The organism is Rothia amarae (assembly GCF_014705945.2).
Taxonomy (GTDB): Bacteria; Actinomycetota; Actinomycetes; order Actinomycetales; family Micrococcaceae; genus Rothia; species Rothia amarae.
This window is the reverse complement of record NZ_CP061538.1, coordinates 1,902,730-1,916,268: the sequence shown is the minus strand read 5'-3', so window position 1 is coordinate 1,916,268 and position 13,539 is coordinate 1,902,730. Positions and strand designations below refer to the sequence as shown.

General features: G+C 53.4%; 15 protein-coding genes. 7 read left to right on the top strand and 8 right to left on the bottom strand.

Annotated features, from left to right (window positions below):
• Nucleotides 1-3 precede the first annotated feature (3 nt).
• Both greA and IDM48_RS08970 read right to left on the bottom strand, forming a co-directional pair.
• Nucleotides 4-504: a transcription elongation factor GreA gene (gene greA, locus IDM48_RS08975; RefSeq protein ID WP_190617012.1), complete on the bottom strand. Its 501-nt coding sequence runs from the start codon at nt 502-504 to the stop codon at nt 4-6.
• 168 nt (nt 505-672) lie between these two features.
• Nucleotides 673-1,086 carry a DUF4307 domain-containing protein gene (locus IDM48_RS08970; RefSeq protein WP_158004418.1) on the bottom strand — a complete coding sequence of 138 codons (414 nt, stop codon included), beginning with the start codon at nt 1,084-1,086 and terminating at the stop codon, nt 673-675.
• A gap of 186 nt (nt 1,087-1,272) precedes the next feature.
• Between IDM48_RS08970 and mca the strand changes: the two genes are divergently transcribed.
• Together mca and IDM48_RS08960 are read left to right on the top strand one after the other, a co-directional pair.
• Nucleotides 1,273-2,205: a mycothiol conjugate amidase Mca gene (gene mca, locus IDM48_RS08965; protein ID WP_190618742.1), complete on the top strand. Its 933-nt coding sequence runs from the start codon at nt 1,273-1,275 to the stop codon at nt 2,203-2,205.
• A gap of 94 nt (nt 2,206-2,299) precedes the next feature.
• Nucleotides 2,300-2,629 carry a hypothetical protein gene (locus IDM48_RS08960; RefSeq protein WP_151146854.1) on the top strand — a complete coding sequence of 110 codons (330 nt, stop codon included), beginning with the start codon at nt 2,300-2,302 and terminating at the stop codon, nt 2,627-2,629.
• Nucleotides 2,630-2,761: 132 nt separating this feature from the next.
• On the opposite strand, the gene trhA is transcribed toward IDM48_RS08960, so the two are convergent.
• A complete protein-coding gene (gene trhA, locus IDM48_RS08955; protein ID WP_190617010.1) occupies nt 2,762-3,463 on the bottom strand; it encodes a PAQR family membrane homeostasis protein TrhA in 702 nt (233 codons plus the stop codon).
• Between the two features lie 175 nt (nt 3,464-3,638).
• On the opposite strand from trhA, the gene IDM48_RS08950 reads away from it, so the two are divergent.
• The 4 genes from IDM48_RS08950 (at nt 3,639) to IDM48_RS08935 (ending at nt 6,075) form a co-directional block, all read left to right on the top strand.
• On the top strand, nt 3,639-4,400 hold the full coding sequence (locus tag IDM48_RS08950; RefSeq protein WP_068172846.1) for an isoprenyl transferase: 762 nt from the start codon (nt 3,639-3,641) through the stop codon (nt 4,398-4,400).
• Nucleotides 4,401-4,414: 14 nt separating this feature from the next.
• The gene (locus IDM48_RS08945; protein WP_190617008.1) at nt 4,415-4,942 is read left to right on the top strand and encodes a prepilin peptidase; all 528 of its coding nucleotides are present in this window, start codon (nt 4,415-4,417) and stop codon (nt 4,940-4,942) included.
• A gap of 16 nt (nt 4,943-4,958) precedes the next feature.
• Nucleotides 4,959-5,444 (top strand): NUDIX hydrolase, encoded by a 486-nt coding sequence (locus tag IDM48_RS08940; RefSeq protein ID WP_190617006.1) that lies wholly within the window; start codon nt 4,959-4,961, stop codon nt 5,442-5,444.
• 67 nt (nt 5,445-5,511) lie between these two features.
• The gene (locus IDM48_RS08935; RefSeq protein ID WP_190618740.1) at nt 5,512-6,075 is read left to right on the top strand and encodes a cadmium resistance transporter; all 564 of its coding nucleotides are present in this window, start codon (nt 5,512-5,514) and stop codon (nt 6,073-6,075) included.
• Between the two features lie 85 nt (nt 6,076-6,160).
• On the opposite strand, the gene IDM48_RS08930 is transcribed toward IDM48_RS08935, so the two are convergent.
• From IDM48_RS08930 to IDM48_RS08915, 4 genes are all read right to left on the bottom strand, one after another.
• On the bottom strand, nt 6,161-7,912 hold the full coding sequence (locus IDM48_RS08930; protein ID WP_190617004.1) for a pyruvate dehydrogenase: 1,752 nt from the start codon (nt 7,910-7,912) through the stop codon (nt 6,161-6,163).
• A 190-nt stretch (nt 7,913-8,102) separates the two neighbouring features.
• Entirely contained in the window at nt 8,103-9,509 is a 1,407-nt protein-coding gene (locus tag IDM48_RS08925; protein ID WP_145175543.1) for a class II fumarate hydratase, read from the bottom strand.
• 257 nt (nt 9,510-9,766) lie between these two features.
• Nucleotides 9,767-10,393 carry a carbonic anhydrase gene (locus IDM48_RS08920; protein WP_190617002.1) on the bottom strand — a complete coding sequence of 209 codons (627 nt, stop codon included), beginning with the start codon at nt 10,391-10,393 and terminating at the stop codon, nt 9,767-9,769.
• Between the two features lie 55 nt (nt 10,394-10,448).
• Nucleotides 10,449-11,156, bottom strand: a complete 708-nt coding sequence (locus tag IDM48_RS08915) for a DUF4245 domain-containing protein (protein ID WP_190617001.1) — start codon at nt 11,154-11,156, stop codon at nt 10,449-10,451.
• A gap of 199 nt (nt 11,157-11,355) precedes the next feature.
• Here IDM48_RS08915 and glpX point away from each other — a divergent pair, with 199 nt between their 5' ends.
• The gene (gene glpX, locus IDM48_RS08910) at nt 11,356-12,393 is read left to right on the top strand and encodes a class II fructose-bisphosphatase (RefSeq protein ID WP_068168916.1); all 1,038 of its coding nucleotides are present in this window, start codon (nt 11,356-11,358) and stop codon (nt 12,391-12,393) included.
• Between the two features lie 86 nt (nt 12,394-12,479).
• On the opposite strand, the gene IDM48_RS08905 is transcribed toward glpX, so the two are convergent.
• Nucleotides 12,480-13,535: a lipid II:glycine glycyltransferase FemX gene (locus IDM48_RS08905; protein WP_145175537.1), complete on the bottom strand. Its 1,056-nt coding sequence runs from the start codon at nt 13,533-13,535 to the stop codon at nt 12,480-12,482.
• Nucleotides 13,536-13,539 lie beyond the last annotated feature (4 nt).

Here is a 13,539-nt window from a genome sequence, read left to right as displayed (position 1 = left end):
GCCTTATGCAGAGAAAGGCTTAGCGGTCTTAATAAGAACTTCCATGGTCTTACCATTGGGAGCTTCGTAGGAGACCTTGTCGCCTACCTTATGCCCGTTGATTGCAGAACCCATCGGTGACTTCTCAGAGAAAACCTGCAGGTCTTCATCGCCCACCAGAGTTTCCGCTACTTCGCGGGAGCCCAAGAGGAACTTCATCGTCTTGCCAGCAATTTCGGCTTCAACGACCATGCCGGGCTCGACAACGCCGTCGTCTTTCAAAGGCTCGCCTACCTGTGCAGTCTCTAGCAGGTGCTTGAGCTGCGCGATGCGACCCTCGTTCTTGGACTGCTCTTCGCGGGCAGCATGGTAGCCACCATTTTCTTTGAGGTCGCCCTCATCGCGGGCAGTTGCGATACGCTCAATGATTTCCTGGCGGTAGGGACCAGAGATACGGTCGAGCTCCTCCTGGAGACGATCGTATGCATCCTGGGTCATCCAAGCGCCTTCAGTTTCTTCAGCCATGATGTTCTCCTTCCATACAGACGGGAATCTGTAGTTACATAATAAGAGGGGCTGGCAACCAGCCCCGTTCGAATGTGCCCTATTCTACGTGCACTTAGTGTGTTTGGCTAATATTCGCAGTGGTATTAGTCTCAAGCGATATATGACGAGCTGGGGGAGGCAGCGTCGTTAGCCGGCGTTCCAGCAGCGGTCGACCGTGACCGTAGTGGCAGTGGAAAGAACTCGCACCGTTGAGGTTTGCTGGCGGACGGTAGAGTCACCCATCTCCGGCGAATTGGGGCCGATAGTGACTTCGGTCCATCCCACCGGCGCGCTGGCTTCATTCAGTGCTTTCAGCGCGCAGATTGCCGTAGATTCGGGGTCTTTGACCACCTCGAAGGTCAGCGTGACTTCGTCGTCGCTCTTGAGATTGTGGCTGATGTCCCTAAAATCTGGGCTGGATGACGCCTGATGCAGTTGAACCCAACCCACAAATGCAATACCAATCACAGAGACAATCACAGCCAGTGAAATCCAGAATGAGCGCGGTAGCTTTTGACGCCGATTCGCTGTTCCATAGCGGGAGTCCAAGGAGCTAGACATGCTCATTCTCCATTCACACTGGGTAATATCCATCGGTATATTTTCAGGTCTATTAGCTAGACTAACTATGGCGCTTTTACAGATGCGCCCACATACCTTTTTCTACCATATCGAAGAAATCATGGAGTTTCCCTGGTGAGCGTTACAAATAATTCATTGAATACTGCAGAAGAACCGAATACATCGTTGCTCTCGGAGCTCAAGCCCCTGGCGGACGATTACTCGGGCTTGCGTATTCTTGCTGTACACGCGCACCCCGACGACGAATCCTCCAAAGGCGCTGCCACTATGGCCGCCTACGCTGAGCGTGGCGCGCGCGTCATGGTTGCAACCATGACCGGTGGCGAACGCGGCGACGTTCTCAACGAAGCGGTAAAAGAGAACCCCGCAGCTTTCCGTGACCTGCCGGGCTTGCGTCGGCAGGAAATGGCAGAAGCTGCCAAAGTTTTGGGCATCGAACACCGCTGGGTTGGGTTTGTAGATTCAGGACTACCTGAGGGTGATCCGCTACCCCCGCTACCCCCGCTGCCCTGGGGTAGCTTTGCCACGCTGTCGCTGGAAAACGCCGCAGCGCCACTGATTCGTCTTGTCCGGGATTTCAAGCCCCACGTTATTCTCAGCTACGACGAAAACGGCGGCTACCCCCACCCCGACCACATTATGAGTCATAAAGTTGCGGTAGAAGCATATGAAAAAGCAGGTGACGCTTCTGCATACCCCAACGAGGGCAAGCCTTGGGCGCCTGCCAAGCTTTACTATGACCTTGCCTTTAACCCTCAGCGTATTCTTGCTTTCCATGAATTTCTGCTGGAGCAGGGACTAGACAGCCCCTATGCCCAGTGGATTGCGATGCGCCAGGAGGCTGAAGAGGGGAAGATTCCGCCGGTTTCCCGCCACCAAACCACCACGAAAATTCCAGCTGTCGAGTACTTCACCCGGCGCGACCAAGCCCTGCTCGCCCACGCTTCGCAGGTAGCTCCCGGAGATCTTTTCTTCGCCGTCAGCCCCGAACAGCAGCGCGACATCTGGCCCTGGGAAGATTACGTACTCATTGATTCGCGCGTCAAAACAGAACTACCAGAATTTGACTTCGCCGATGGTATCGATTTCTCGAACTAGCGGTCAGACTCCAAATAATCTGAATAAACGCGTAAAATAAGGCTGAATAAGGGTGCTGTAGCGCCCGCGCCGTCACTGATGGGATACAAGAAACGTGATTCACCCTCTTCTAGCTAGCACAGTAATTGTTGCAGCCGATGCCACGCAACAGCAGTATAACCAGGACGGCTCGCCCACCGGTTCCCCTGGAATCATGGGATTTATTATCACGTTGATTCTGGGTATCGGGATTATTTTGCTGATGTTGGATATGACTCGACGTGCGCGCCGTCTACGCTACCGCAACGAGTACGCGATGGCGCGTGAGGCAGAAGAGCGCGCTCGCGCCCTCCAAGAGCAAGAGGGGTCGGTCTCGGTCACCACCGCTGATGATCTGAAGAATCTGGCGTTGAAATCTGAGACACGAGAAAATTTCCATTTGTAAACATAAGGGGCTCCCGATGGGAAGCCCCTTTTCTTTGCGCTGGATGAGGAGATTGCTTATAACTATTGCACCGGTCTGGAGTTGTTTCTTTTCCTTATGAGCCGCCCCAATACTATGCCTGCGCCCAGGGATTCAGGAAGAAATCGCGAAGACAACTGCTATATAGTGCAGCGTGAAACCGATAATGGTGCACACATGAAATAGTTCGTGAAAGCCGAAATAACGCGGGGACAGGTGGGGGCGTTTGAGAGCGTAAAACACCGCGCCCAAGATATAGACGGCTCCACCTACCGCTACTAGGACGGTCGCCGGGGGAGATACCTGCCAGAAGTCGCCGAGGTAGAACACCGCCATCAACCCCATCACCACATAAATTGGGGTATAGAGCCAGCGCGGCGCATGCGTCCATAGAACCCTAAACAGCACCACCGACAGCGCGCACGCCCAAATAATCCAGAGCAACGTGGTTTGCTGTGCATCGCTCAGAAGAGCCATAGCAAGAGGCGTGTAGGTGCCAGCTATAACGAGGGCAATGTTTGCATGGTCGAGCCGTTTGAAGAACAAGCGCAGACGCTCGGGCCAATAAGCGCGGTGATACATTCCAGAAAAACCAAAAAGCATGACGCCGGTTAGTGCAAAAATCGCGCACCCCAGCCCCAAACGCCCGCCGCCGGAGAGCGCAATCAGGACGATGCCCGCCACAAAAACGAACGGGGCGAACCCCGCGTGTAGCCATCCGCGCATCAGCGGTTTCAACTCAACACCGTTAATGACGATGGGTGCAGGAACTTTCCTGCGAGATTTCTTATTCTTTGAAGACGCAACAGTTGACATCAGAACCTCACATCTCTTTGACCAATCGTTGCACCTATTATCCCTCTATTGCGGGAAAGACTCTACTGCCTCCGCGCATCACCGCGACCGCGGAGAGACTGCGGTACGATAAAAAGTGTTGCCAACCGTGTGTTGGTACCGCAATACGTCCATTGATGCCTAAGGAGCCAGATCCGTGAAGCTATCTCAGCCACTGTATAACGTGTACGAGCGCTCACTGGCTGGTGCAATTCCTGCAGACAAACTTCCCCAACATATTGGTGTGCTGATGGACGGCAACCGCCGCTGGGCAGCGCAACTGGGGGAGAGCACCAAACACGGGCATGAGGCGGGTGCTAAGAACGTGGTCGATTTTCTGTCATGGTGCAGGGAATTGGGCATTCCGATGGTGACTCTCTACATGCTTTCTACTGAAAACCTCAAGCGGAGCCCTGCCGAACTGGCAGATTTGCTGGACGTCATCGAGAACCTGGTGGGCTACCTCGCTGAGAGTAAAGTAGGCAAAATTCGGCCGGTGGGGCAACTGACCTCTTTGCCGGCGTCGCTGTGCCAAGCATTTGACGCAGCTGGGGAGCAAACCGAGGAAATCTCTGACCTTCAAGTGAATATCGCCGTGGGGTACGGCGGGCGGCAGGAGATTGTGGACGCCGTTCGTGAACTCCTCAAAGAAGAGGCGGCCGCGGGGCGTTCGATGCAAGAGGTGGCCGCTGGTCTTGATATCGAAGATATTAGCCGCCACCTTTACACCAAGGGTATGCCTGACCCTGATTTATTGATTCGCACCTCGGGTGAGCAACGGCTCTCTGGCTTTCTGACATGGCAATCCGCCTATTCTGAGTTTTACTTCTGCGAAGCTCTGTGGCCTGATTTCCGTCGCGTCGATTTCTTGCGGGCTCTCAGAGATTTCTCCAACCGCCAGCGCCGCTACGGCTCATAAGCTGATACTTTTTCATGCAGGTTTACCTAAACCATTATTTTGCGCAGGCTAGTGCAGGGCATGTAGTAGCCGGCGTTCAAGGCGCTTTGCTGGTGTTCGCGCTGGTTGTTTTTCTGTTGCAGGGAGTGCGCTTAAGTGTCATTGATATCCGCGAGCACCGCTTACCGGATCGAATCGTTCTTCCACTGTATCTCTGGGTGGGCATACCGATTTTTCTGATTTTCATACTGAGCGATGATTTTTGGCACGCCCGCCAGAGCACCTATAGTGCTGTCTTTCTGATGGGGTCTTACTGGATTCTACGCAAAGCTTCCCGCAACGCACTGGGTCTAGGCGACGTTAAACTTGCCGGCATTATCGGTTTGATATGCGGTTTTGTTGCTCCTCTCAATAGTATTTGGGCAACTCTCATTGCTTTTGTACTGGGAGGTTTGGTGAGCGTTGCGCTGGTGGTGACCCGCAAAGCACGTGCAAAAACCCATATCCCGTTTGGCCCTTTCATGCTCATCGGCGCCACCTTCGCCCTTTTTATACCCGCCTAAACTGGAGGAGTCCTTTATGCCAACACCAGAATTTATTACCAGCTTAAGAGCAAAAATTGGTCATGAGATGCTGTGGCTCTCTGGAGCTACCGCAGTCATTCAACGCGAATCAGACGGCAAAATTCTGCTGGTTAAACGGTCAGATAACGGGCGCTGGACGCCGATTACCGGCATCGTGGACCCGGGGGTGAACCCTGCGCTCACCGTCGTCCGCGAAGCCCAAGAAGAAGCCAATGTAAGCATCGAGGTAGTGGCATTTGCCCAGCTCAAAGCAGATCCACCCCAGCAATTTTCTAATGGGGACAAATGTCAGTTCTTAGACCATACTTTCTTTTGCAGATATGTTGCGGGTGAAGCGAAAGTCAACGATGAAGAATCATCAGAGGTTCACTGGGCAACCCGCGAGGAAATTAACGATCTGTGCGGGGAACGCATGATTGACCGCATCGACGCTGCGCTAGATTGGCGCAACGGCGCGCGTTTCGGATTTGAATCGGTCTAGAAAATACACATCAGTTGTAGAGCAATTTTAGAAGGGGTTTCTAGTGCTCACTCACATAATTCAAGCCATGGGGTTATTTGTCGTCACGAACATCGACGACGTCATTATCCTTTCGCTCTTTTTTGCCCGAGGAGCCGGAAAGTCTAGAACGACCGCGCGCATTATGCTCGGTCAGATGGCGGGGTTCGTGGGTATCCTTGCCGTGGCTATTCTGACTGCCTGGGGTGCGAACACTTTCTTGCCCCCACAAGCTATCCCATATTTTGGTTTAATCCCGCTGGTTCTCGGGCTCAAAGCGGCTTGGGATGCATTTCGTGGCGAGGACGACGATGAGCTTGATAGCTCCCGAGGCGTCTCTATAGCAACCGTGGCAACCGTAACTTTTGCAAACGGTGGAGACAACATCGGCGTCTATGTGCCTGTCTTTTTAAGCGTGGGCTATCAGGGCGTGCTGGTGTATTCGTTACTCTTCCTGCTGATGACCGTGGCACTTGTCTATCTCGCCAAATTTGTAGCGACCCGCCCAGGCATCGATGAACTGCTTGAAAAAGGGGAGCGTTTTCTCTTTCCGCTGGTGCTGATTGTGCTAGGTATTGCGATTTTGGTCAGCGGGGGAGCATTCGGGCTGTAGGTTAAAAGTTTTGACCGCCGTAGCGTGTTTTGACCAGGTATTCATGGTCAAAACACGCTACGGCGGTCAATCGATTTTTAGAAGGTTAGAACTGACGCCAAGCACGCGCGTTGCGCAGGTTCGACCGTGCCATAGCCACAGCTTCACCAGCGCCACGGTTCAGCGCAATTTTCGACAGCGACGTCGCGAATCCAACAATCTGGCTAGCTTCAACCTCAGGAGGCATTGATAGAGCGTTGGGGTCGGTAATAACCTCGACCAACGAAGGACCATTGTGGGCAAGAGCCTTCTCGTAGGCTGCCTTCAGATCCTTAGCGCGGGTTACTCGAATTGCCTGGAAGCCCATAGCTTCTGCGATGTCCGCGTAGTTAGTTGCAGGAACATCCACACCATAATCTTCAAAGCCCTGCACCAGCTGCTCGAGTTTGACCATACCCAGAGTTGAGTTATTGAACGCAACCACGGTGAGGGGCAGGTTGTACATCTTAGCAGTGAGCAAATCGCCCAGCAGCATGGAGAGTCCACCGTCGCCCGATACTGAAATTACCTGGCGGTTGGGCTGGGAAACCTGGGCACCAATTGCCATGGGCATCGCATTCGCCATCGATCCGTGGAGGAACGAACCGAGCAAAAGACGCTTGCCATTAGGGGTGACATAGCGAGCGGTCCACACATTGCACATGCCAGTATCTGCAGTGAAGATGGCGTCTTCAGATGCAACTTCGTCCAAAATAGCCATAGCGTATTCGGGGTGAATAGGACCCTTGCGGGAAGGCTTCTCAGCGTAAGCTCCTACGACCTTGGTCATGATGGCTTCGTTCTTCTTGAGCAGGCTCTTGAGGAACTTACGGTTCTTCTTGTACTTGACCAGCGGCAGGATGGCGCGCAAGGTGGCCCCGGCGTCCCCTTCGACCATCAAACCCACGTTGGTGCGGCGGCCCATGACGGCGGCGTTGCGGTCAATCTGGATGGTGTCGGTATCGGGGAGGAACTGATCGTAGGGGAAGTCGGTGCCGATGAGAATCATCAGATCGGCTTCCTTCATGCCCTCTGCAGCTTCACCGTAACCGAGCAGACCGGTCATGCCGACGTCGAAGGGGTTGTCGTACTGAACAAACATTTTGCCGCGCATGGAGTGACCCACAGGAGCCGCAGCCTTATCTGCCAGGGCAACCAACTCGCTGTGAGCACCCTCCACACCGGCACCAGCGAAGATAGCTACCTTGTCCGCCTTGTTAATGCGATCGGCAATTTCCTGGATGGTCTGCTGATCAGGAACGATGGCGCCGCGGCGCAAATCTCCCCACTCGGGAACGTTCTCCACTGCCTCTTCTGCAGCGATATCACCGGGAATCGAAACGACGGCGACGCCGCGGTTTCCGATGGCGTGGCGCATAGCCGAATTCATGATGCGCAGGGTCTGTGCGGGATTAATCGCCATCTCTGAATACGAGGAACACTCAGCGAACAGGCGATCGGGGTGGGTCTCCTGGAAGTAGCTGGTGCCAATCTGAGCAGAAGGAATATGCGAGGCGATAGCCAGAACAGGAGCTTGCGAACGATGTGCGTCGTAGAGCCCGTTAATCAGGTGCATATTGCCAGGACCGCAGGAACCAGCACATACTGCCAATTCACCGGTGACCTGAGCTTCCGCGCTCGCTGCGAAAGCTGCAACTTCTTCGTGGCGAACGTGTACCCAGTCGATACCGCCCTTTGCGGAACCGCCGGATTCGCGGACGGCGTCCACAATTGGGTTAAGTGAATCACCCACGACGCCGTAAATACGCTTGACGCCGGCATCAATGAGCTGCTGGATTATTTGTTCTGCAAGTTTCACTGAAGTGTCCCTTTCGTTGTCTTTCTTCTATCTTTAGCAGATTAGATTGCTGAAATATTCCTATAGTAAGCCTACTGTGATTCGAAACGCTGGTGCTTATCGTTGGTATCACAGAGTTTTGTGTCATATAAAGAAATCCCCGCTCTTGAGAGCAAGGGCGGGGATTTACCTCCTGAATGTCATGGAAGGCTTAGTAGTTACCGAGCATCTTGGTGACGTCCAGCGCCTCATCGAGCTGAGCTTCGGTGACTTCACCACGCTCAACATAACCAAGCGCAATCACAGCTTCACGAACAGTGACCTTATGCGCTACCGAGTACTTAGCAATCTTTGCTGCGGCTTCGTAACCGATGAGTTTATTCATGGGAGTTACGGTGGACGGCGAAGCTTCAGCCAAGAAACGGGCACGCTCTACGTTAGCTTCCAAACCGTCAATCATCTTGTCTGCCATCACGCGGGAGGTGTTGGTGAGCAAGCGAATTGACTGCAGGAGGTTAGCTGCCATGACGGGAATACCCACGTTGAGCTCAAACGCACCGTTGGTGGAGGAAAGCGCAATAGTGGTGTCGTTACCGATGACCTGCGCAGCAACCATGATGGATGCCTCACAAATCACTGGGTTGACCTTGCCGGGCATGATAGATGAGCCAGGTTGCAAATCAGGAATGTGCAGCTCACCCAGGCCAGTGTTTGGACCAGAACCCATCCAGCGAAGGTCGTTGTTAATTTTCATGAAGGAGTAGGCGATGTTGCGCAACTGACCCGATGCTTCAATCAGACCGTCACGGTTTGCCTGAGCCTCAAAATGGTTGCGTGCTTCGGTCAGGGGCAGACCGGTTTCTTCAGCGAGAAGTTCAATCACGCGAGCAGAGAAACCATCGGGGGTATTGATGCCGGTGCCCACAGCAGTTCCGCCCAGGGGAACTTCAGCTACACGGGGCAAAGACGCCTCAATACGCTCGATGCCATAGCGAACCTGAGCTGCGTAACCGGAGAACTCCTGACCCAGAGTTACAGGGGTTGCGTCCATGAGGTGGGTACGACCCGACTTGACGACGTCCTTGAACTCCTCAGCTTTACGTTCCAAAGACTCAGCGAGGTATTCCAAGGCGGGTTTCAAGTCATTGATGAGCGCCGATGTTGCTGCCACGTGTACTGAGGTGGGGAAAACGTCGTTAGAGGACTGCGAAGCGTTGACGTGGTCGTTAGGGTGAACCGAGACGTCCTTGCCTTCTAGTGCTTTATTCGCCAGGTTGGCGAGGACCTCGTTGGTGTTCATATTTGAGGAGGTTCCCGAACCGGTCTGGAAGACGTCGATGGGGAAGTGTTCATCGTACTCACCGGACGCTACCAAATCAGCGGCATCACGAATTGCTTGTGCGCGCTCAGCGTCGAGCACGTTCAGTTCTTCGTTAGCGGTTGCTGCAGCTTTCTTGATCAGGGCGAGCGCCTTGATATGCGCTGATTCGAGGGTCTGACCGGAGAGAGGGAAGTTCTCCACTGCGCGCTGAGTCTGTGCGCTGTAGAGGGCGTCTTTGGGAACTCGAACTTCACCCATGGTGTCATGTTCAATGCGGTATTCAGTGTTTTCTGCCATAGTTCTAACCTTAGTCTGTTTGGGCTCGTCCTACATGGTCGAGGGTAGAAAAAGCTGCAACTTTGCGAAATATGAGGAGCGAAGATGCTGATGCACAAGGTAGCGCTGGAGACCGACGCAGCAGGAGGCAAGCTGGCTGGGTCTGGCGTGAATTGTCTTTCTGAGCGCTAGCGAAGCAGGCAAGAGGGATTGCTTGCCGATGCTGCGTCGGTCGACAGCTTGGATACTCTATGAATACCCATCAAATTTCTCAGAATTTAGACCTGATCTGCCAGGTTTTCCGAGGCGAAGACAATCTCAACTTCACCCTCTGCCAGATGATAGAACATGCCTAAAACGGCGGTGCGGTTATCTTTGACTGCCTGGGCAATCAGGTGGGACTGCTCCAAAATACGGGCGGAGGTCTGCCTGGTATGTTCGCGAACCATGTCATTGACTGAGGCGTCTTCTGGCAGATGCGGCGCAATCACAGACGGCAAAATGGGTTCCACCAGATTGCGAATGTAACCGCCGGGTAGTTCGCCCTTTTCCAGCGAATCTTTAGCAGCAGTGACGGCGCCACAGGAGTCATGTCCGAGCACGACGACCAGCGGCGTGCCCAGCTCTACCACTGCGTATTCGATAGAGCCTAATACTGCTGATTCGACCACGTGCCCTGCGGTGCGTACCACGAACATGTCGCCAAGACCCTGGTCAAAAATTACTTCTGCCGCGAGACGGGAATCACCGCAACCAAACAAAGTAGCAAAGGGGTTCTGACCCGATGCCAAATCAGCACGACGCTGGGCGTCCTGGTTAGGGTGTTTTACTTCTCCGCTCACAAAGCGTTGGTTGCCCGCCAGCAGATCTTTCAGAGCCTGAGCAGGGGTGAGCTTTGGGGACATGATTCCTCCACTAATTTCTGTACCAACTAATACGTTATGTCAGTCTACTGATGATTTACTTAATACCAGAAGAGGCGGTGGGCTCCGTCGTCATGGTGGGGTTTCTGGAATAGTCGACGACGGCGCTTGCTAGCTGCTCAAATTCGGCTGGTTCCGCTTCGCCTGTGAGAATTACGGTAGTGCCGTTGACCTCAGCAATATAAGAGGTAGTTGTTTTATCTTCTTTGGGATCTTCAAGCGTGCGGATTTCCCAGGTGGTGCCGTTGATTTCTTTCTCGCCTGAAATCGCTGCGTTTTCTACCTTGTTAGCGATCCACGTGGGGTTAGTTCCTTTAGCCTGCATCAGTTCGATGTATTTTTGACTGGGTGTCACCATTCCGGTGCTCCACACATCGATTTTATCCGCCTGTGCTGTGGTCCAGCGGGCAAAGTTGTAGGTCCACCCCTCAGGCTCTGGCGCGGCAACCGGGTACTTTGCCTCCTGAGATGCGTTATAGGCGGTGCCGTGTAGATCGACGTTGGGGTCGTAATGATTCTGTGAGTTGGTGAGCTGGGGCGCCAGCAAAAGGAAAGGCACCAACAGAGCAATCATCACCAGCATGGAAATAATCATGTTGCGTGCTGGGGCATTGATTCGAGCCGCTTGCTTTTCGGTAATCTGCGGCTTTACCTCCGGTTCTGCCGACTGAGGGGCAGAAGCAGACGAGGCTGCGGAGGCAGACTCTGTGGGATGGTTGGGAAGTTCCTCAGGGTTAATACTCACTCGTTTATTGTCCCTGAGAGCGAGCAAAAAATCTAAATGCGCGGGAGCTTGTGCAAAATTAACGCTAAATCTACTTAAAAATAGCTTATAGAGAGGCGACAGAGACTTAAGCCAACTATGGTGGAGAAGTAGCATAGAGCAACGATGCTCAGTAATCGCCGCATAAGCGATGGACAGAATACTCGAGGGTGAGGATTATATGTCAGAAAATCTGACTGGCCAGCAGGAAATTTACTCAGATCGAAACTTGGCGTTGGAATTGGTGCGAGCAACAGAGGCAGCAGCTATCGCATCAGCACCATGGGTGGGTGCAGGAGATAAAAACAAAGCAGACGGCGCAGCAGTAGATGCGATGCGCTACCGTCTTTCTACTGTGCGTTTTAATGGGCAGGTCGTTATCGGCGAAGGTGAAAAAGATGAAGCTCCCATGCTATTCAACGGTGAATATGTGGGCGATGGAACCGGTCCAGCGTTTGACGTTGCGGTAGATCCTATTGATGGCACTCGTCTCACAGCTTTGGGTATGGATAACGCTTTATCAGTTCTTGCTGTGGCAGACGGCGGAACCATGTTTGATCCTTCTGCAGTGTTCTACATGGAAAAACTTGTAGTTGGTCCCGACGCTGCTGATTTGGTGGACTTGCGTTTGCCGGTTAAACAGAACCTGCACTTGACCGCTAAAGCTTTGGGCAAGCCGGTCAATCAGCTCACCGTGTGCGTACTCGATCGCCCGCGTCACGCCAAGCTCATTGAAGAAATCCGCGAAACCGGTGCGCGTACTCGCATGATATTGGACGGCGATGTCGCCGGCGCGATTGCCGCTGTTCGCCACGGTACCGGCGTCGATTTGATGATGGGAACCGGCGGAACTCCTGAGGGTATTGTCGCTGCCTGCGCTATCAAAGCAACAGGTGGAATTATTCAGGGTCGCCTGGCTCCTACCGATGACGCCGAGAAACAGAAGGCATTGGACGCTGGTCACGACCTCGACCGCGTGCTTACCACCGATGATTTGGTGACCTCGGATAACTGCTTCTTTGCAGCAACCGGTATCACCGATGGCAAGTTGCTACGCGGCGTTCGATACGGACGTAAGACCATTACTACCCATTCAATCGTTATGCGTGCGCAGTCAGGTACCGTCCGTACGGTCGAAGCTCAGCACGATTTGAGCCGCTGGGATAAGCTCCTCAACCGTAAGTCTGAAGTTCGTATGACCGATGAATACGATTTCTAAACCCAATATGTGGGCATAGAGAAATTTAGGCATAGAGAAAGGCTCCACCTGCATGTGGAGCCTTTCTCTCTAAAGAGCGTTTTTACCTATTTCTTCAGGCGAGCCTTAGCCGTGCTTACCACGGATGCCGCGGTATTTTTCGCCTTACCCGCCAGCTTTTTAGCCTGGGGGATAACCTGCTGGCGTGCGGTCTTCTGTGCCTTGCCCAGGCTTTCACGAGCGGCACGAATTCCCTCGTAAGCGCGATAGCCGTTAGTCGAAACCGGCAAATCCCAGGTGCCAGGATAAGCCACTGAGCGTCCGCCAAATGATTTCTTGAATTTGGTGAAGCCTGCCCACTCGTGGTCGGGATCATCGTTAGGGGCGATGCCAAAGAGGTCTACATATTTCAGACCCTTCTTCTTGGCATCAAAAATCATGGTGGTGACCAGCGGGTTATTAGCGCTGAGCTTGCGGTGCTCAAACGAGTAGCTCGCGTGAGCGTAGGTGCGTGTATCATCCGAATCGTAGACAAACGTGGAGCCGATAGCTTCACCATTTTCGCTGCGAATAATGATGAGCCGCGCGGCGTCTTCAGGCATCAGGACGCGCGCTACTTGCTTGAGATAGTCGTCCTGCTGGCGGTTAAAATCGTTGCGCTGAGCGGTCTGCTCTAAATACTTGGTGAGGATGTCGATGTCCTCGGGGTTATGGGAAACCTCGAACGTCACACCCTTTTTGTGGATATTGCGGTGCAGGTTGCGGTTGGTGGGGCGCATTGCCTTGAGAATCTCTTCTTCAGACTGCTCCAAATCAATCACCTGAGTGTGACCGGGTTGAATCTGACGAGGCGACAGTTTGAACCCGCGATTCTTCAAGAACTCCTCGCCAGAGCCTTCACCCCAGATGGAGGAGTCCGTAGGTTCCACTCGAATAAACCAGCATTTATTCTCTGCAGCCACGCGCTTCAAATCAGCAATTGCCTCATCAAACGCTGCAGCGCTGTTTGCTTCAGGTCCGTACGGGGCATACAGATAACGCCCGGTCTTACCGCCCTCTAAGGTAGCGATATAGCGCCATCCGTCACCTTCACCGCGGAAGACCCGGTGGCCGTTTGACTCCTGAAATTTAGCCCATACTTCTGACTGCAGAATATTACTCATGCAA

Coding starts and splice junctions, on each gene's coding strand:
- greA (WP_190617012.1), bottom strand. CDS start 504: ATGGCTGAAGAAACTGAAGGCGCTTGGATGACCCAGGATGCATACGAT.
- IDM48_RS08970 (WP_158004418.1), bottom strand. CDS start 1,086: ATGTCTAGCTCCTTGGACTCCCGCTATGGAACAGCGAATCGGCGTCAA.
- trhA (WP_190617010.1), bottom strand. CDS start 3,463: ATGTCAACTGTTGCGTCTTCAAAGAATAAGAAATCTCGCAGGAAAGTT.
- IDM48_RS08945 (WP_190617008.1), top strand. CDS start 4,415: ATGCAGGTTTACCTAAACCATTATTTTGCGCAGGCTAGTGCAGGGCAT.
- IDM48_RS08940 (WP_190617006.1), top strand. CDS start 4,959: ATGCCAACACCAGAATTTATTACCAGCTTAAGAGCAAAAATTGGTCAT.
- IDM48_RS08935 (WP_190618740.1), top strand. CDS start 5,512: ATGGGGTTATTTGTCGTCACGAACATCGACGACGTCATTATCCTTTCG.
- IDM48_RS08925 (WP_145175543.1), bottom strand. CDS start 9,509: ATGGCAGAAAACACTGAATACCGCATTGAACATGACACCATGGGTGAA.
- IDM48_RS08920 (WP_190617002.1), bottom strand. CDS start 10,393: ATGTCCCCAAAGCTCACCCCTGCTCAGGCTCTGAAAGATCTGCTGGCG.
- glpX (WP_068168916.1), top strand. CDS start 11,356: ATGTCAGAAAATCTGACTGGCCAGCAGGAAATTTACTCAGATCGAAAC.
- IDM48_RS08905 (WP_145175537.1), bottom strand. CDS start 13,535: ATGAGTAATATTCTGCAGTCAGAAGTATGGGCTAAATTTCAGGAGTCA.